The organism is Rhizobium sp. BK661 (assembly GCF_024808825.1).
In the GTDB taxonomy this organism is placed as follows: domain Bacteria; phylum Pseudomonadota; class Alphaproteobacteria; order Rhizobiales; family Rhizobiaceae; genus Rhizobium.
Map to the genome: position 1 here is coordinate 1 of NZ_JANTYT010000014.1, position 17161 is coordinate 17161.

The following is a 17161-nucleotide window of genomic DNA, read 5'->3' on the forward strand; positions in this document are numbered from 1 at the left end:
CCTTGCCACCAGCGAGACCTTCAATATCACCACGACAGTGCCGTCGACCTACAGCCTGTTCAGCGCTACCAGCACGCCGGCCCAGGTAAATCTCAACGATGGCCAGCAACTCGAGCTTGGTGTCAAATTCCAGTCGAACGTTGCTGGTGATATTACCGGTATCAAGTTCTACCGTAGCGCGAACGACAATGGCCAGAACGTCGTCGACCTGTGGACGACTGGAGGCGTCAACCTCGGCACTGCCACATATACCGGCACCACGGGGAGTGGTTGGCAGACGGTGAACTTTGCGACCCCTGTCAACATTACCGCCAACACCACCTACATCGCGTCGTACCACACGACTGGTGCCTATGTGGCGACCGATGGCTTCTTTGCGAACGGCGTCACCAACGGCCCGCTGTCGGCGCTGTCGAACGCGGCCGCCGGCGGCAACGGCGTATATTCCTATGGCGGCTCTGCCACCTCGGGTCTCTTCCCGACGAGCACTTTTGATTCAGCGAACTACTATGCCGATGTGGTCTTCCGACCGCAGCTCGCTGCGTAAGAGCATGCCATTGATGCCGCGAACATTGAGCGTGGTCCTGTGGCGGCAATCCTCGGGAGTGTCGAAAATCTCCGCCGCCATTGGAATGAATTCGATACCCTCGCTCTTCTAGGCAGTCTGGACAGACTTCTCTCGGCCGACAACAGAGATCGCTCGAATGAGATACGCCTAGGCCGTTCTTGGGTAATGCCACTCAGGGCTTGCAGCACGGAGAGCCTGTACCGTCGGCTGGCCCCACGGGCGCGCAGATCTTCCAGCCACTAGACAATCTTCGCCGCTTACGCAACCGTCTGGCTCATCATGAGTTGATCCTAACCGCAATGCCGAGGCAGCTTATGCCTCAATCCTGCGCCTAATAGGGTACATCTACCCAACCGCCGCTGAATGGATTGTTGATCAGAACCAGGTGCCAGCCGCTTTACCTGCAAGACCGTAAGGTTTGACTATGCACTCGGAGGCGGCAGGCGCAGATACAGCGCGGGAAAGGGGATGCGCGAAGCCTTCACTGTTTCGCTTGTCATCAATGACGCAGTTGACGGATTGATGACCTGGCCCATGCAAATGCAATGTCACACATGCTCCCAGCAATGATGTTGATGTGTGACGCATCTCATGCTAATAAGTGACCGAACGGTCGGTGAATGGAGCGCGATCGCGTCGGGAGGATTAGAGAATGTCCGAAACGTTCACGCACGATGCCATGCGCACGCTGAGGGTATGCGACGGCAGCGCAGTAGAACGATTGTGCCCATGCGGCCTTTTCTTGCCACAGAGACGATACGTTCCACAGGTCACGGCATCGTGACTATCGATAACTGAAGCAAAAGCCAATCTGCAAAGCCACGGGAGGGACGATGCAGTCACTTGTCACGCCAATCCATATGCCAGTGCCAGTGGAAATTTTGCAGGCTGAGATCCGAAAGGTCTGCGGTGTTTTCGATCTTGAGCCGATGCGAGGGACCGGCGTGATTGCCGGCGACGTTGCGACCCGGCGGATCGGTCTGTTCGATACCGCCATTGTCGGGCTCGATGCCAGCAGTCATGTGGAGCGCGGCGCCAAAGCGATCCGGCAGGATCCCGGTGAGCATCTCTTTCTTCTGATCCAGGACAGCGGCCAATGCCGCGTCGAGCAGAACGGTCGCGCGGCCGAGCTCGCTGCCGGTGACATGTTTCTGGTGGATTCCGTCAAGCCGTCGCGATTTCTGTATGGCGGCGCCCGTTCCAGCCAGGTCTCTATCCATTTGCCGCGCGACGAAATGGTGCATCGCTTCGGCGATACCTGCACAGGCGGCGTGTCGATCAGCCGCTCCGATCCGCTGTGGCTTGCCATCCGCGCCGTGGTGACCAAGATGCTCGACGCCTCGGGCGCCCAGCAGCAGCTTGGCGAGGCCTTCCTTTGCCTGATGGGTGCCTATCTGCAATCGAACCGGGGCATGATGCCCAATCGCGCGCCCGAGACATTGCTGTCGCGCGCATTGGCACTGATTGACCGCTACGGTCTCGAACCGGCCTTCGGCCCGCGCGAACTGGCGAGCCGCCTGAACGTCTCCGAGCGAATGCTGCAGCGCCACTTCCGGCCGCTCGGGGAAACGCCCGGGCAGCGCCTTCTCAAGCGTCGCCTCGAGGTGGCTCATGCCCGGCTGGCAGAACGTGCTGCCGACCAGGCGAGCGACGGCATCGCCGCCATCGCCTACGGTTCCGGCTTCAACGATCTCTCCTATTTCTACCGGGAGTTCCGCAAGAAGTACTGCACGACTCCCGGCGCCGTGGTGCGCTGTCATTGACGCTTTTGTCCAACAGACGGGACGCTCTCGTCCAAGTCTGGTGCACGGTTCTGGCCTAGGCTTCTTCCAAATCCGGGATGGACCGGATCTCAGCGAGGAGGCTGATCATGACGTTCTATTCTGCAATCATCGACGGGGCGTCGGTGACTGGCGAGGCAGGTTTCGCAGTTCTCAATCCGGCAACGGGCGAGGTGGCTGGACGCGCACCGAACATGGGTGGCGCAGAACTCGACCAGGCCGTCGAGGCTGCGCGCGCTGCGTTTCTTGCATGGTCGGCGAGAAGTGACGAGGACCTGCAGCGCATGTGCGCGGCCGTCACCTCCCGTATCGAGGAACATGCCGGTGAACTGGCCGACATTATCACGCGCGAGCAGGGCAAGCCCTTGAACGGCCTCGGATCGCGATGGGAAATGGGGGGCGCTGTCGCCTGGGCGGGATATACGACCGCACTGTCGGTTCCAGTTAAGGTCCTACAGGACAACAGCGAGGGTCGCGTCGAATTGCATCGCAAGCCGATCGGCGTCGTCGGTTCCATCACGCCATGGAATTTCCCGGTCATGATCGCGATCTGGCATATCATGCCGGCGCTCCGCACCGGCAATACCGTGGTCATCAAGCCATCGCCGCTGACGCCGCTGTCGACGCTGCGGCTGGTGGAAATCATCAATGAGGTTCTCCCACCTGGTGTCCTCAACGTCGTGACAAGCGACGACAAGGGCTTCAATCTCGGCGCGGCGATGGCGGCCCATCCAGGGATCAACAAGATCGTCTTTACCGGCTCCAGCGCGACCGGACAGAAGGTCATGCAGTCGGCCGCCGGCAACATGAAGCGCCTGACCCTCGAACTCGGCGGCAATGATGCCGGCATCGTACTGCCCGACGCCGATCCCAAGGCGATCGTCGAGGGCCTGTTCTGGGGTGCCTTCATCAACAACGGCCAGACCTGCGCCGCCCTGAAGCGGCTCTATGTCCATGACAGCATCCATGACGCGGTGTGCGAAGCTCTGGTAGACTATGCCCGCGCCATTCCCGTCGGCAATGGGATGGAGGAGACGAGCGTGCTTGGCCCGGTGCAGAACAGCATGCAGTTCGACAAGGTGTCACGTCTCGTCGCGGACGCCACGACGCGTGGCAAGGTCCTGCTTGGCGGTGCGCCGGGCGAGGGCCTGTTCTATCCGCCAACCATCATATCCGGCCTTAAGAACGGCGATCCGCTTGTCGACGAGGAGCAGTTCGGTCCGGCCCTGCCGGTCATCCGCTACCACGACGTCGAAGAAGCGATCGCACTCGCAAATGACAGCCCGAACGGTCTTGGTGGTTCCGTCTGGTCATCTGATATCGCGGCTGCAAAGGCCGTGGCGAGCCGCATGGCCTGCGGTTCCGTCTGGATCAACAAGCACGGCGCCATCCAGCCCAATGTCCCGTTCGGTGGCGTCAAGTCGTCCGGGCTCGGCGTCGAGTTCGCCGAGGAAGGCCTACTGGAATACACGGACATCCAGGTGGTCTTCAGCTGAGGCCCAGCGCGCCGTCCGAACGGCGACGACCGTTGCAGTACGAGCAGGAACAATGAGGGCGGGCAGGTTGCCGCCCAACCAACAGATCAAGAGGGAGAGAGAGAGATGAATCGCACGCCCTATATTGCCGCCGCCGGCCTGATGCTGGCCCTTTCAGCATCCGCTGCGATTGCCCATCCGCTGGATGGCTTGACGGCGGAAGAATACCAGAAGATCAACGGGATCCTGCGCGATGCGAAGGTGGTTGACGAGAATACGCTCTATCCGTTGATCGAACTCAAGGAACCGGCCAAGGCCGATGTGATCTCCTGGAAGGACGGCGACAAGCCGCTCGACCGTGAGGCGCGGGTGCATCTCACGAGCCCGGAGGGCTTCAAGGAAGCCGTCGTCAACATCACGACCGGCAGGGTCGAGAGTACGACGCCGGTCAAGGGCCAGCCGATGGTCCTGTTCACGGAGTTCATGGACGCGCTGCAGGGCGCGCTGAAGGACCCGGACATGGTCATGGGCCTGAAGAAGCGGGGCCTGACGCCTGAACAGGCTTTCTGCCTGCCGCTGACGGCGGGCAACTTCTTCACAGAGGACTACAAGAATTCCCGCCTGATGAAAGTGCCCTGCTACAAGGTTCCTGACGGATCAAACTACTACGCCAAGCCGATCGAGGGCCTGTTTGCCGTCTACGATATCGGCAAGAAGAAGGTGGAGAAGGTCATCGACATCGGTGTGATCGAAGGCCCGAAGGATAATTGGGGCTACACCGAGAAGGAAGTCGAAGCGCGTGAGCCGCTGCGGCCGAAGATGAACATGGCCAAGCTCTCCCAGCAGGGCGGCCCCAACTACAAGATATCGGGCAGTCATCTCGAATGGGACCTGTGGCGCTTCAACTTCCGAGTCGACAAGCGGCCGGGCCTGGTGCTCTCCAACCTCGACGTCAAGGACGGCGACAAGTGGCGCTCGGTCATCTATCAATCCCACCTGTCTGAAGTCTTCGTACCCTACATGGACCCGACCGAGGGCTGGTACTGGCGCACCTACATGGACAGCGGGGAATACGGGTTCGGCCTTTTCCTGAGCCCGTTGCGTGCCGGCGTTGACTGCCCCGACTATGCAACCTTCCTGCCGGCAACGATTGCCGATGATAAGGGCAATCCGCTGACCATTCCGAACGCAATCTGTGTCTTCGAGCGCTCGATCGGCGACCCGGCCTGGCGTCACTTCGAAGTCTTTGCCCAGACGCCGGAAAAACCGCTTCCGGCCGAAGGCCGTCCGGCCACCGAACTTGTGGTTCGCACGGCGTCCGAAGTCGGCAATTACGACTATCTGATGGACTACCGCCTGCAACAGGATGGCCAGATCCGCATCATGATCGGCGCAACCGGCCTCGACGCGGTCAAGGGGGTCGCATCGGCCTCGATGAACGATCCGACGGCTGCCGCCGATACTGCACACGGCACGCTGATTGCACCGAACCTGGTGGCAGCCAACCACGACCACTACTTCAACTTCCGCATCGATTTCGACGTCGACCAGCCGGAGAACCATTTCGGCACGATGGACATCGTTCCGTCGAAGGTTGACAAGACGAACCCGCGCCGGTCGATGTGGGAAGTGCAGCACACGATGCCGAAGACAGAGCTGGAAGCCCGCTACCAGCTGTCCGCCGCAAAACCGCGTTACTTCATGATCTCGGATCCGTCCCGTGAAGGTTACCTCGGCCAGGAACCGGGCTGGATGATCCACCATGGCGACGTGGCCTATGGTCCCTTCGACTTCGCCAAGGACCCGCCGATGAAGCGCAACGCCTATATCGAGTACTCGGTGTGGAACACGGTCTACAATGCGGACCAGCAATATGCGGGCGGAAAGTTCGCCATGCAGAGCGACGGCTCCGACACGTTGCCGGAATGGGTCAAGGCCAACAAGCCGCTGATGGGCAAGGACATCGTGACCTGGTTTACCGCCGGCTTCCATCACATCCCCCGCATGGAGGACTGGCCTGTGATGTCAACGGAGTGGAAGACCATCCACATCGAGCCGCATAACTTCTTCGCCCACAACCCGGCCCTGACGATCCGTAACGCCGAATGATGCGGCGAGAGGGCGCCCCATGGGCGCCCTTTTTTCTTGATGTCCGTTCTTCAGGACAGGGACCGGACGGGTTGCGGGGCTCTCCCTTTCGGCGCACGGGCTGTGAGGAAAGGGCAGGCTCAGCGTGAGACATGATCCAGCAGAACAAAGAGAAACAGGATGACGAGCCAGCCGATCGCGGCAAGCGCGTCAAGCGCGACAGACCGCGCTCCTTGTTCAGGTGCATCAAAAACCAGTAGATCAGCGCCGTCTTGGCGAATGCGATCGTCGGGCTGGTTGCAAGGCCGAAGGGGCCGGTCAGCACGAAACTCGCCAACAAGGGTTGCAGCAAGCGGAAGCATAAGTGCAAACCAGACAAACAAAAACGGACGGACAATCCATATTTCGTCATCTCGCGAGGTAAAATGCCGGATAGAGGAATACCCACACGACATCGACGAGATGCCCGTAGTGGTCGGGACGATGCTGCGCTCCGGCAATCTGATCCTGCCGCTCGCCATCCACCGGAACTACGGAGAAGAGTGCTGCGACCGTGCAATGCATCAAGTTTGCGAATATTTCGCTCAAAACGCATCAATCATTTGACGAATGGCGTTTTCGCTACCTTGCAACTTGAGCCGCAAATCGAGCATATTCAGGTCGCCATAAAGGAACCGCGACACTTCGCTTGGATGGCTCGAGGAGCCTTCATCGCAGCCGCTGACATCGAGGCGCGGGACCTTTCTTGGGCCAAAACGCAGAACGAGCGGCGACGCCAGAGACTGGAAAAACAGAACGCGACATGAATTTTGAGGCGCCTTCGGGCGAATTTCGGTTCCTGCGATCACACCGCTTTCCTTTGAAACAATACGGTCCTGGCGAAGAGCGTTCATCGCAATTCCAGTTCCGCGCTCTACTTCTATCTTCAGAAGGAGAACGAGATTGGAAAACCTGAGAGAATTTGCCTCGAGCACGAATGGTGATCGCTGGTTTTTGGGCGTCGATAAGCTGACGGACACAGAGTTTGTTGTCCACCGTGGGAACCCGTCGTCCGGCGGTCACGAAACAACAACTCTGGTGAGTGAGTTTTTGCAAAAGCGCCCGTTTGGGCCGGAGCGCGATGCTCTAATTTTGATACTAGCGGATCGCCCTGGTGAAAGCGGCGAGATAGCCGCTGGCCCGGTTTAAAAGATTCGTCTGAGGCGAGATCGCGGGGGATCTTTTAGTCATCCCCTTCCGATGGAGTGTGAGCTTATCAGCCTCCCGGCGCCGGCCATCTCATTTCAGGCGGTTGGCCGCATTGTCACATGCATCACGATCAGATCCGTGAGTTTTAATGATGCGAGTAGCATCGGACGTCGTAATCCCATGCTTTTTGGCAAACGTGGCGACGTGGTAGGGTTTGCGGTCCGAAAACCCGGGATCGGATTTGCCGCGTCGCGGCCTTATGTTTGACACAACGTTCTCCTGGTCGAGGCGCGTAGAAACTTAGCTGTTATTGGCCGCTGAATAGCAAGAGGAATCGGTCGGACCTTGCCAAGGCGCAAATATGAGGAGAAGCCGACGCGCCCCGAACTGTAGGGTGCGTGCCGCCTAGGCCCGTCGGGCGGCCGGGAGGGTAGGCCGGTATGATATCAGGAGGAGTGGCCGCTGACCCGACACTCCTCTTTTGCATTACGTAAGAGCCTTGATCAGGCATCACAAGCACCGGCGGGATCACGAGCTTGATAGTGAGGTCAGCGTCTCTGGCCGATCCTTGTATATTCTCCAGCATTCGGAGCCGGTCGTCCAGACAAGCGCCTCGAATAAATTCACCCTTTGGCAATTGGCAGCTAGTTCGCCTTCGAGATATCCGGAGGAGTCAAGGCGGAGCTAATCATCTGACCCAGTAGATTGTGCAGCATCTGCGCGGTCCCCAAGTCCATGCGAAGGCGAGAGGCGATGTCGACCACGCCCTGATTGTTCGCGTCCATGAAGCAGGAGCCGAATGAGAGGTAGACGGTCCCATTGATTATGCGAGCTTCGGTTAGGTAGTCCGTGAACTTGATGGTTTCTCCATTGTCACGGATCTCCCACCATTGATCGCCCATAGCGATTTTGCGCCCGCTGCTGATTACGACTTCGTCCGGTGTAGCGGTTTCATCAGCCATTTGTGTGCCCTTTCGCTGGTAACAACCTTGGGTCAAATGAAGCTGGATTCAGGTGATTCAGTAAAGCGATAAACGTGGACTGGCCGCCTTTCACAGGGCCGAGGGGCTGATTTGCTCGTTGTTCGACTTCTCCACAGCATGGGGCGGCAATGATCGAAAATATCCTGATGCGCTGGTGTTGCTGGCCGCTCACTTTCTGTGCGCCTACCCGCTTCAAGGGCCGCTTCCTGTCTAACGCGAAACAATCCGGCCCGATGCCGATTTATCACTTGATCGCTCAATCCGGGATACAAGGTGCCGGTGTGGCTGTGGTCACAGGTAATAGTTAGCGCGGGTTAGCAGAATGGCTGGCTCATCCGTCTATCGACGAGGCGAAGGTGCGCGGAAGAACGACTTCCGCCGTGGGCCAAGCGCTGCACATCGCCTGCAAAGCCGTCTGGCTCGTCTACGTCATCTTGTCCGCAACGCTGCTGCATGGGCAATCCATCTCGCCCTGGCGGCGATGACATTCGGTTTGGCATCGTTGCACGGTTGGCCGAGCTGACCCGTCGCGCCGTCACCTAACGCCTCGCAGTCGGACCGGCCGACGCCATCATCGCCGCAGAGAGAACTTATCCCGAATGACGTCTGAACATGGCGGGCCTGAATTGCCGTCAATGCCTCCTCGGCAAGCACACGGCTTATACGGCTCTCACCAATGGTTGTAGACCCACCACAAACAATACCCGGCAAGCACCAAAACAAAGATCGTATATACAAAACGTTTTGCCATCTCCGCTCCCTTTAGACGGGAACGTCGAAGCTATACTGCAACCAGGTCGAAGTGAATAGGCCTGCGGCTTGCGGCTTAGCTAGTCGCCGTCACGAACCCGTTGAATGTAGCGCTTTCGGTCCTCTTCCGTTGCGCTAATGGATAGATCCTGCCCCAGCTCAATACGCTGGGCTACAGGTTGCCAGGGCCTTCCCGGGTTTTCCTTTGTCCACAGCTGCTTCGCACGTCGTTCGATTTCAGCGTCTTCCAAGCTGGTCTCCTCCGTTTTCAACAAAGGTAGCATGGGTGGGCTTTAGGCACGAGCTGACCCTGATGGAGCCTCTAAGCTCCTACTTCGAGGGCGGAAAAATCAACATGAGATCCGTGTCCGGCGGCTTCCGGACCAACAAAGGAGAAGACGCATGAGCGCACCCACCGTAACAGCGCTGCAGCGGCAAGAAAGGACATACCTGTTTCTTCCACACCGTTTATTCGCAAGAGATCCAGTCGGAAAACGGCAGGTTCCTTGATCTTGTCGAAAGCTTGCCATACCTCAAACAACCCATGGCGCCCAAGAAGAAATCGGCAGAGGCCCGTGTGGGTCAACCAAAGTCCCTTTTGAAGCAGCTTGCGGCTCAGCCAGACAAGCTCTTCGCCGGCAAGTTTCGTCAGCAGTACGCTGCCTTGTGCTTCCGCTATGAGAACGACGGGGCTTCGATAGAAATACTGGTTGTAACATCGCGCGATAGCGGCCGATGGATCATCCCGAAGGGATGGCCTATGGAAGGCAAGGCGCCCCATGCATCTGCTGCTATCGAAGCTTGGGAAGAGGCGGGAGTTCGAGGCAAGGTCGGGAAGAAGCCCGTCGGCAGATACACCTATCTGAAGCTTTTGAGCGATGGGGACGTCGTGCCCTGCATCGTTGATATATTCCAAATCGAAATCAAAACGGAGGCTGCAGACTTCAAGGAACGCGGACAGCGCGCCTTGGCTTGGGTCAGCCCGAACGAGGCCGCACGTCGCGTGCGAGAGGTCGAGCTAAAATCCATATTGATCGATTTCAGGCCCAACGGTAGAGGGAAGGGAAAATAACTGCTGAGATGTCCGCGGGCGGCCCACGAAAAAGAGCCCCGCTGGATTGCGGGGCGTGGAGGTAAGCAGAAGATCGCGCCCAGGTCGGGGACGCAACGGAGATTAATCAACCCATTTCTTCCGTTCAAGTAACTCATAAGGTTGCCTTATATTCGACGGTGACGCCCGCCCCGTAAGTTAGCGCTTAGTTGAGCGGTCAGCCTCGACAAGCGCGAGGCGCAAGGCGTCGGGCTGCACCAAGGGCGAGCGGTGCAAGGGGAAAGGTCGCAGTGGCCACCAGCTAGCAGCCAGCTCCCAAGGCGGCAGTTTGCAATGAATCGTAGAAGACCAAGTAGCCGAATGTCTTCTTCCAGTGCCTTGCAGGTCTCATCGTATTCGGCGAACCGGCCAGCCTCGTCTTATCGCGAAAGGTACGGCCTCGCTGTACACTTCACACAGGTCTTGAACCCAGTGTTGTTTTCCTTCGAACGCTCGAAGCCGAGGACATTTCATTTTTAGGGAGGCCCAGCCTGCGTAAAGGTGGCTGAACTTGCGAGCTGCATCGTCGGACTGTTCAATCTTTTATGATCATCACAATGGATCTGTAGCACGCGATGTTGCTGCCAGGAAGGTCTCAGGGCGTTGTCTGTCAGGCTGCCTTCCATATCCTTTCGAATGGACGGAAGCAGGTTTTAGAACCACCAATCGGCTGCCAGGAAGAAGCTGGATAACCTTGTTGTGCGCCAGCTTGATCAACCCGCCCATGATTTCAGCTTCGGAAAAGCCAAGACCTTTCATTCGGTCTCCTATCCTATAAAGAGGAACGGTTTGATGCCATTTTGGTAGTAGGGACAGGAGCGCCAACTGGATATCAGAGCTTCTACTCAAAGAATGCTGCCTCCATATCAAAATGATCCCGCCGTGTAACGATTGGAACGTTTCTTTGTTCCTGGCTTCCTTTGATATGCCGGGGCGTGACAATGGCTCGTGTGTGGTGCGCTCGGACAGAAGCGGCCGGTTCACTAGCAACGACGGCTGATTGCGAACCGGCCCGACGCTGGCGTCTGGAGGGCAGGGCCAGCGCTCGACAAATATTAGCACGGAACTCCGCGATATCCGATTCAACAATGGCGGATGTAAAGTCGTGGTTCTGGAAGAGGCTGGCCCACTGAAGCGCCGAGCTCAGCAGCCGCCTCAACGCGTCAATCCCTTGCGGCTTGTGATGTATTGGCGTTGAGAAGGTCAACCATATCGTCGGCCTCCTCCAGACGGCAATGCGTGAGCGTCTCCCGGTTCACCTCTTCGTGTGGGTGCAGCCGACGCTGATGGCCGATCGAATACCGCGCATTGACGCACGATGGAAAACTGCGCCATGCCTCTTACAAGGACCTGCGGGAGGTGCAGCACAACGCTGCAGTCTGTGAAATCTCATGATCGCGGAAGACGGTGTTTGCTACGAGAAGAAGCCCAGACACTGGTTTCTGCAGATGCAGCCGTTTGAGGGAGCGTGTCCGACGCTTCTTCTCTATCCGTCTAACTTCAGCGTGGTCCGAATGTTCCAGCGTGATTGAAGGTTGGGCTCATGCGGCTCACGATAATTCGGGCGAAGGAACGCAACCCTTGGCCAAGGATCTCTCGACCCTGCGTCGCGGTTAACAAAACCCGTTCTCGACGCCCAGCCACGATGACGTCTGCGGGTCAGAAATGATATCCGTAAAAGGTCGCATGTTTCGCGGCAATGAAGCCTTATCCTCCGAACATCCAGGGCGAGGTCAACCAAAAGCCTCTCCCAACGAAAGCTATCGCGGTGAGGACAAGGAGCAGGGCCAAGATGATGCCCGGAATGTCGAAGCAGTTCATTCGTGTTCCTCGCTGGTGCTCGCTCATTCTCTCAAGGGCCGACAACGAGCAGGTCCCGGATACCGCTGAGAGGGGTCCATCCGCGGTATCCGGCCTGCACTATGTCCTCGGGTTACGAGGACGTTTGGAAGGCTACACCTTGGATGGTCCGTCGCCGCCTTTCGAAAGTCGAACGATTTAACGGACCTAGGTCCAAGCGGAAGGTGTCTGTCATCGGACATGCAAGGCGAACGCAGCGAGGAGCCGGTGTTGCCAGCTCGACCCGCTACGCGCACCACCGGCGCCGAGAAGAGGTTCGGCGCCAGGTGATGGCGATTATTGGCTGAGCGGCCGGCTCGCCTCGCGCGACAGGATCGCTCTAGGGAGCCGACCTACGTCGGTCGTTGGGAACGGCTCCGGCGCTGAACGTTATGTAGCGACCGAAGCCGCTGGTTTTCACGCGGCATTGCGACCGGTCCTAATAGTACTTTCCACCAAACAAGTGCTGGTTTTCCTCATTTGGATAGGCTGGAGGCCGGCTCGAGGATCGAGCTAAGCCGGACCTGGGAAACGCCGCGCATTCGCAATGCGCTAAGGCCCTGGAAGTGTCTCTCGCTCGCAATCGCCGATTGTGAAAATGCTCCGCGTCTACTTGTTCTTAAGTAGCCAAACCTTCCCGGCCATCGTAATGCCGTAGACGTCTTTCGACCTGTCATCGTCGAGATGCCGCCGCTCCAGAAAGCCAAGTCCATTTAGCTCATCCAAAGCTTTGGCTGTCACGGACTTCACTTTCTGGGGCCGTTCCTTCCAGCGGTCGGACTTCGCGTAGGTCACCGTAGCGTTCTGGTGCGTCCATTTATTCGACGGCTGCGGATATAGATCTCCGTCTTTGGCCAGTTTCAATGCTGCAATTAGCGATGGGGAAAGCTCAATCATGTTTAGGACGCCTGTATCGTTGAAGACGCGTTCCTAACACAATCCACAGACTTTGCACGTTCAGCTTTCCTGACGAGTAATCAGGTGTGGCACAGGATGATCAGGTGGAAGGAAGGCTCGGGGGGCAAGGGGTCGAGCCTTCCTCCTCATGCCGTGCGCTTGTGTGCAAGCGTTGCGGAGCTTACCCCCGGACGGAGCCTGGTTAGATAGACGAAATGCGTAGGGTATTATTTCAGCACAACGCCCCTACTTGCACTGTGCACAATCCCCCTGTAGCAATCTGCCGAAGCAACTCGGGAGATGGCATGCTGAGACCTCGTCTGCTTCTTCTGATGTGCGGTGTAATCTATCTGTTCACGCTAGTCTCTTCCGGTTTCTTTTCATGACAAGACTTGCGGCTCTAAGGGGCGCTATTTCAGCTAGGCTGACCGCCTTTTGCATTTTTCTTTGCCTCTTCCCGCTAATCGCTATGCTGCTCACTTGTCTTGTTCTGATAGCTGGCTTCGAGTTTAGACGGCGGATCATTTCTTCGGTGTCTCCAGCCCCCGACGATCCGGAACTCTTCCCCCCACTCCCAAACCGATCGTCTGATACAGCGTGGAAATCCTAAAGAGGACGCGGCTGCGTCAACTTGTGTCGGTGGAACAAGTCTTCAGCATGAATCAAATCCGCCATCTCAGGTGCGTCGTCCAGCGTCATGCCTTCGAGCGGGTAAGCTTCATCTTTCGCGGGCCACCCGGAGAAGACATCACAATCAACCACAAGCCTTCGAACGTGAGGCTCGACCGCAGGAGGCAGCGTCTATGGCCACATCCTTCTCATTCCCAAGTGTAGGCTAAAGGGCGGGAACTGGAACCGTGGTACCCGTTCAGGGAATGGGGCAGGTCCTGAAGCCTAGTGACGTGCGAACCAGGTGGAATCAATACCTGCCCCTGAGGCTCTGTGAACAGGGCCCAGTCACCATTGGAGTTTGGTGACGCAAGGATAATAGGCCGTCGATGCGACGGGAAGGTAGTGGTTGTTTATGCCATGCCGGCATCTGTCTGCTACCGTACGCAAAGGCTAGTAATATACAAGGCATTTACCTTTCGCTTCCATTTTGCTCCTCATGGACGGCAGAAGAGATCATCGAAAACGGACGTTTATTGGCGCCAAGATCCTGCTTAATGGCGGCGCCTGCGTGCTGGATTGCGTTGTCAAGGATTTATCTGAGGATGGGGCACGCGTGAGCGTTAATGGAGCATTTGCTGTGCCTGCGCAGTTCGATTTGAAGTTATCAGATAGCCGATCTTTTCACTGCCGTTCGAAATGGCGTCGGTTGGAGTCCCTCGGGGTGAGTTTTCAAGTCCTATGATTGAAGGTAGCGCCAAAGCAAGGGTTTCCATCGATCTCTATCGGCACGGATGGACATCACTCAAACTTCGGTGCCCAAGCCTTCGCGTCTGGGAGGGCCAACAAGGTCAGGTTCGAGAATTGTGCGAAATCTACAGTGAAGTAACCATGCTGCACGACCTGACGTCCAAGGCCGGAGATGAAGAGGCGGTGACCAAGTACGAGGAGCTCCGTCTTGCACTGGAAGATGATGTCCATCATTACCTGGCCTTCTACAACGATATAGAAGGTGATCTTCCCCTAGCTACCATTCGGGCTTGGGTCTCTATCCATGAATGACAGTGCCTCATCGTATGGCCAAGGACTGATTTAACGCAGCCCTTGGCCAAGGATCTCTCAACCCTACAGCCCTACAGCAGCGAAAGGGCAATCCGCGATTTCAGCGGATCGGTCAATAAGCCTCGATGACTGACGGTGAAAAGCGCTTGCCATCCGGTCGCATGTTGTTTCGAGCCGCAAGGCCAGCCTCTAGACATGCCGCAAGAAAGAGTTCCTTGCAGACCGCGGGTGGCGTCTGGTGGTTCAGGGCCTTTCGACAGCTAATGACAGCTGCATCGTGATAGGCTCCGCGTGGGGAGGGCCATTCATTCTCGAGGAAGTCCAAGGTGTCGTGGACACTCTGAAAAGACACCTCGGTGCCATTCTGTAGTCGAACGTTAACAGGGACATTCCAGAGGACATCTGACGTCGTCATTTTTTCCTCCTTTTCTCTCAACGACAACGTAACGAGAATCTAATATTAGGTGCCCTGCAGCTCAAGAGGCGGCACGCGAAAAGTTAACGGTCGCCACCGGCGACAACCGCGACAAAGACCCCACCATTAGACAAAACGTGCCCCGCCTGGGCAGACCCAAGCGGGGCTGTCGTACAGGAAAGCGGAGAAGGTCGTTCATTTCCTTCTCTGCCGCTCAAACACAAAGATTTCGATTTTGTTCCGAGGGCGTCGATAACTGGTCTCGAATTGAGCAAGACATAGGAAAGCAATGATCAGTGAGCGGCGGCATGCGCATCGAGCGCGTCGATGACCGATTCCCACAGGGCGCCAATCTCGGCTGTCGCATCAAGTGGCGCAACACCGCCGCGAGGCGCCTTCGACACCGCCTCTGCCATCGTGCCCACGCCTGCATCCGTTGCCACCAGCCGCACCGCTCCGCGCTCAATCAGCTTGCGAAACAGACTGTGGTGAGCAAGCGCATTGCGTTGTCGCGGCGCATTGACGACGATCGGCTTTCCCGCGAAGCTTGCGGCCAGCACGCTTGCCCGGCGAGCCGTCAACCCTTCCGAGAACAGGTAGCAAAACACGTCAACATGGTTGAGGATCCCGTAAATATCTTCGGCATCCGCAACATAGCCTGTTACCGTCACACGGTCGGCAATGCCTAGCCTGTCGGCAAGAGCATAGAAATCGCGCTCCACATTGTCGAGGCCGCGGATGAATGAGCCAACGAAGACGACGCCGACGTCATGGCCATGCGCCAAAAGGTGCGCGGCAACCTCAAGGACTGCGGTCGACTGTTTCCTCGGGTAGATTGAACCGAATTGTCCGAGGATAAGGCGACCGGCTTTGCGCTGTTCCTTGAGGGCCTGGGCAACCGAACCTGATCTGAGCGATAACGGCAGGGCGAGGTTCGGCGGAATGGGGACGACATCCCGCTTGCGGGTTGCAAGGGCCGACAGGGGACTTATCGAAAATTCATCGGCCACTTCGGGCGCCGAAAACAGGATATGGGTTGCAAGGAGCACGACAGGGACAAGGACAAGCCTGCGCTTCCAGTCCAGCGCATCCCACTCGTGCAGCACGACGACGAGATCCTTCCGCCGAAGGCGGGTTGTCAACGCGACGGAAACAGGTTCCGCAAGTTTCCGTTTCCAGGCCACCACAGGGAAATTGAGGATCGCCGCATCGGCGTCGTCAAGGGCTGAGACGAGCGTGCGGATCTTGCCGTCGAGAAGGTGCGTACGGCCCCTAATTCCCAGTCTTGACGCTGTCTGGCGGGCAAACTCCTCGACGCCGCACGTCTGAACAGCGTCAGAGACAAGTGCAAGATAGCGACGCTTGGACATTTCGGACTTTCTGCGCGGTGGTCGACGGGGAAACACGTTGATACCGCTTTTTCGTAAAGGCCAACTTACGATTTTGGCTTCGAAAACATGAGTGTGTACGCCAGTCCCGTCACCAGTAACGGCGGTTAACTATAGCGCGAGGTTTTGCTGCGGTTGCTCGGTAAAAGCGCTAATTGAGAGGCTTGTTCTTGACCGTTGCCGGTTTTCGAAGGTGCTTGAATGGCTAGGCATGGCGGTGCGTCGGCGCCTCTCAGTTACTCGATGGTGGATTGGCCGACAAATCGGCTCGGAGCCCTTCCGATCGTGCGGGCAGGGATGGACGACTCCGCGGACGCGTTCATCAGGCTGGCTCTGGAACGGCGAGGTATTGGCGGGCGTCCTTTTTATTCGACATCCGCCAATGGTCAGGTGATCGCCCTTTGCGAGCAGGATGCCGATTTTCGCTCGTTGACCCGCCAGGCCGACCAGATCCACGCCGACGGGATGTCGGTTGTGCTGTTTTCAAAGCTGTCCTCGACTGAGCCGCTGCCGGAGCGCGTCGCGACCACCGATCTCATCCATGCGGTAGCGGCACGCGCCGCCAAGACGGATGTCAGTTTCTATTTTCTGGGCGCCACCGAAGAGGTGAATGCGCGGGCGGTCGAAAATCTGACGAGGGCCTATCCGGGACTTCGGTTTGCCGGACGGCGCAATGGCTACTTTGATCGCGCCGAGGAAGACGCCGTCATCGAAGCGATCAACGCAGCCGCGCCCGACATTCTTTGGATAGGCTTTGGCGTTCCACTTGAGCAGCAGTTCGTCGTCCGCAACATCGAGCGGCTGCACAATGTCGGACTGATCAAGACGGCAGGCGGTCTCTTCGACTTTCTGGCCGGGAGCAAGAGCCGTGCGCCGCATTGGATGCAGGCGCTCGGCCTCGAATGGCTCTATCGCATGATCCTTGACCCCCGGCGCCTCGCGGTGCGCTACCTCACCAGCAATCCGGTTGCCATCTATGCCATGCTGCGAGCCGTTGCCAGGCGCAGCCATTGACGGAAGATCCGATC

At 57.8% G+C, this 17161-nt stretch carries 17 protein-coding genes and 1 pseudogene; 9 read left to right on the plus strand and 9 right to left on the minus strand.

Going from position 1 to position 17161, the window contains the following annotated elements; genetic code table 11:
- The 4 genes from FHX16_RS22835 to FHX16_RS22850 all read left to right on the plus strand — a co-directional run.
- The coding region (locus FHX16_RS22835; RefSeq protein WP_259130540.1) for a DUF4082 domain-containing protein at nucleotides 1–547 on the plus strand (547 nt) is incomplete at its 5' end.
- A gap of 854 nt (nucleotides 548–1401) precedes the next feature.
- Nucleotides 1402–2331 carry a helix-turn-helix domain-containing protein gene (locus tag FHX16_RS22840; protein ID WP_259130542.1) on the plus strand — a complete coding sequence of 310 codons (930 nt, stop codon included), beginning with the start codon at nucleotides 1402–1404 and terminating at the stop codon, nucleotides 2329–2331.
- 107 nt (nucleotides 2332–2438) lie between these two features.
- Nucleotides 2439–3845: an aldehyde dehydrogenase family protein gene (locus FHX16_RS22845; protein ID WP_259130545.1), complete on the plus strand. Its 1407-nt coding sequence runs from the start codon at nucleotides 2439–2441 to the stop codon at nucleotides 3843–3845.
- Between the two features lie 105 nt (nucleotides 3846–3950).
- The gene (locus tag FHX16_RS22850) at nucleotides 3951–5933 is read left to right on the plus strand and encodes a tyramine oxidase (RefSeq protein WP_259130547.1); all 1983 of its coding nucleotides are present in this window, start codon (nucleotides 3951–3953) and stop codon (nucleotides 5931–5933) included.
- Between the two features lie 387 nt (nucleotides 5934–6320).
- On the opposite strand, the gene FHX16_RS22855 is transcribed toward FHX16_RS22850, so the two are convergent.
- Both FHX16_RS22855 and FHX16_RS22860 read right to left on the minus strand, forming a co-directional pair.
- On the minus strand, nucleotides 6321–6476 hold the full coding sequence (locus FHX16_RS22855) for a hypothetical protein (protein WP_259130549.1): 156 nt from the start codon (nucleotides 6474–6476) through the stop codon (nucleotides 6321–6323).
- A gap of 20 nt (nucleotides 6477–6496) precedes the next feature.
- Nucleotides 6497–6805: a hypothetical protein gene (locus FHX16_RS22860; protein ID WP_183757916.1), complete on the minus strand. Its 309-nt coding sequence runs from the start codon at nucleotides 6803–6805 to the stop codon at nucleotides 6497–6499.
- 49 nt (nucleotides 6806–6854) lie between these two features.
- Between FHX16_RS22860 and FHX16_RS22865 the strand changes: the two genes are divergently transcribed.
- Nucleotides 6855–7100: a hypothetical protein gene (locus tag FHX16_RS22865; protein ID WP_183864066.1), complete on the plus strand. Its 246-nt coding sequence runs from the start codon at nucleotides 6855–6857 to the stop codon at nucleotides 7098–7100.
- Nucleotides 7101–7744: 644 nt separating this feature from the next.
- Here FHX16_RS22865 and FHX16_RS22875 read toward each other — a convergent pair.
- Both FHX16_RS22875 and FHX16_RS22880 read right to left on the minus strand, forming a co-directional pair.
- On the minus strand, nucleotides 7745–8062 hold the full coding sequence (locus tag FHX16_RS22875; protein ID WP_259130554.1) for a hypothetical protein: 318 nt from the start codon (nucleotides 8060–8062) through the stop codon (nucleotides 7745–7747).
- A gap of 851 nt (nucleotides 8063–8913) precedes the next feature.
- Complete coding sequence (locus FHX16_RS22880; protein ID WP_183757922.1) at nucleotides 8914–9084, minus strand: hypothetical protein; 171 nt, start codon at nucleotides 9082–9084, stop codon at nucleotides 8914–8916.
- Between the two features lie 293 nt (nucleotides 9085–9377).
- On the opposite strand from FHX16_RS22880, the gene FHX16_RS22885 reads away from it, so the two are divergent.
- Nucleotides 9378–9905 (plus strand): NUDIX hydrolase, encoded by a 528-nt coding sequence (locus FHX16_RS22885; protein WP_259130557.1) that lies wholly within the window; start codon nucleotides 9378–9380, stop codon nucleotides 9903–9905.
- 570 nt (nucleotides 9906–10475) lie between these two features.
- On the opposite strand, the gene FHX16_RS22890 is transcribed toward FHX16_RS22885, so the two are convergent.
- The gene (locus tag FHX16_RS22890; RefSeq protein ID WP_183759047.1) at nucleotides 10476–10682 is read right to left on the minus strand and encodes a hypothetical protein; all 207 of its coding nucleotides are present in this window, start codon (nucleotides 10680–10682) and stop codon (nucleotides 10476–10478) included.
- Nucleotides 10683–11188: 506 nt separating this feature from the next.
- Between FHX16_RS22890 and FHX16_RS22895 the strand changes: the two are divergent.
- Nucleotides 11189–11318, plus strand: a pseudogene (locus tag FHX16_RS22895) (ATP-dependent DNA ligase); the annotation flags it as partial.
- Between the two features lie 1053 nt (nucleotides 11319–12371).
- Here the strand turns inward: FHX16_RS22895 and FHX16_RS22900 are convergent.
- Nucleotides 12372–12659 carry a hypothetical protein gene (locus FHX16_RS22900; RefSeq protein ID WP_183759048.1) on the minus strand — a complete coding sequence of 96 codons (288 nt, stop codon included), beginning with the start codon at nucleotides 12657–12659 and terminating at the stop codon, nucleotides 12372–12374.
- A gap of 1108 nt (nucleotides 12660–13767) precedes the next feature.
- On the opposite strand from FHX16_RS22900, the gene FHX16_RS22905 reads away from it, so the two are divergent.
- Complete coding sequence (locus FHX16_RS22905; RefSeq protein WP_259130561.1) at nucleotides 13768–14013, plus strand: PilZ domain-containing protein; 246 nt, start codon at nucleotides 13768–13770, stop codon at nucleotides 14011–14013.
- A gap of 56 nt (nucleotides 14014–14069) precedes the next feature.
- Here FHX16_RS22905 and FHX16_RS22910 read toward each other — a convergent pair whose 3' ends face one another.
- The 3 genes from FHX16_RS22910 to FHX16_RS22920 all read right to left on the minus strand — a co-directional run bounded on the left by FHX16_RS22910 (nucleotide 14070) and on the right by FHX16_RS22920 (nucleotide 16115).
- Nucleotides 14070–14252, minus strand: coding sequence for a hypothetical protein (locus FHX16_RS22910; RefSeq protein ID WP_183759050.1), 183 nt, complete (start codon nucleotides 14250–14252; stop codon nucleotides 14070–14072).
- A 190-nt stretch (nucleotides 14253–14442) separates the two neighbouring features.
- Nucleotides 14443–14745, minus strand: a complete 303-nt coding sequence (locus FHX16_RS22915) for a DUF982 domain-containing protein (RefSeq protein WP_183759053.1) — start codon at nucleotides 14743–14745, stop codon at nucleotides 14443–14445.
- A gap of 293 nt (nucleotides 14746–15038) precedes the next feature.
- Nucleotides 15039–16115 (minus strand): glycosyltransferase, encoded by a 1077-nt coding sequence (locus FHX16_RS22920; protein ID WP_183759055.1) that lies wholly within the window; start codon nucleotides 16113–16115, stop codon nucleotides 15039–15041.
- A 261-nt stretch (nucleotides 16116–16376) separates the two neighbouring features.
- On the opposite strand from FHX16_RS22920, the gene FHX16_RS22925 reads away from it, so the two are divergent.
- Nucleotides 16377–17147 (plus strand): WecB/TagA/CpsF family glycosyltransferase, encoded by a 771-nt coding sequence (locus tag FHX16_RS22925; RefSeq protein ID WP_259130643.1) that lies wholly within the window; start codon nucleotides 16377–16379, stop codon nucleotides 17145–17147.
- Nucleotides 17148–17161: the final 14 nt, after the last annotated feature.

Coding starts and splice junctions, on each gene's coding strand:
- FHX16_RS22840 (WP_259130542.1), top strand. CDS start 1,402: ATGCAGTCACTTGTCACGCCAATCCATATGCCAGTGCCAGTGGAAATT.
- FHX16_RS22845 (WP_259130545.1), top strand. CDS start 2,439: ATGACGTTCTATTCTGCAATCATCGACGGGGCGTCGGTGACTGGCGAG.
- FHX16_RS22850 (WP_259130547.1), top strand. CDS start 3,951: ATGAATCGCACGCCCTATATTGCCGCCGCCGGCCTGATGCTGGCCCTT.
- FHX16_RS22855 (WP_259130549.1), bottom strand. CDS start 6,476: ATGCATTGCACGGTCGCAGCACTCTTCTCCGTAGTTCCGGTGGATGGC.
- FHX16_RS22860 (WP_183757916.1), bottom strand. CDS start 6,805: ATGAACGCTCTTCGCCAGGACCGTATTGTTTCAAAGGAAAGCGGTGTG.
- FHX16_RS22875 (WP_259130554.1), bottom strand. CDS start 8,062: ATGGCTGATGAAACCGCTACACCGGACGAAGTCGTAATCAGCAGCGGG.
- FHX16_RS22885 (WP_259130557.1), top strand. CDS start 9,378: ATGGCGCCCAAGAAGAAATCGGCAGAGGCCCGTGTGGGTCAACCAAAG.
- FHX16_RS22890 (WP_183759047.1), bottom strand. CDS start 10,682: ATGAAAGGTCTTGGCTTTTCCGAAGCTGAAATCATGGGCGGGTTGATC.
- FHX16_RS22900 (WP_183759048.1), bottom strand. CDS start 12,659: ATGATTGAGCTTTCCCCATCGCTAATTGCAGCATTGAAACTGGCCAAA.
- FHX16_RS22905 (WP_259130561.1), top strand. CDS start 13,768: ATGGACGGCAGAAGAGATCATCGAAAACGGACGTTTATTGGCGCCAAG.
- FHX16_RS22910 (WP_183759050.1), bottom strand. CDS start 14,252: ATGATGGACATCATCTTCCAGTGCAAGACGGAGCTCCTCGTACTTGGT.
- FHX16_RS22915 (WP_183759053.1), bottom strand. CDS start 14,745: ATGACGACGTCAGATGTCCTCTGGAATGTCCCTGTTAACGTTCGACTA.
- FHX16_RS22920 (WP_183759055.1), bottom strand. CDS start 16,115: ATGTCCAAGCGTCGCTATCTTGCACTTGTCTCTGACGCTGTTCAGACG.
- FHX16_RS22925 (WP_259130643.1), top strand. CDS start 16,377: ATGGTGGATTGGCCGACAAATCGGCTCGGAGCCCTTCCGATCGTGCGG.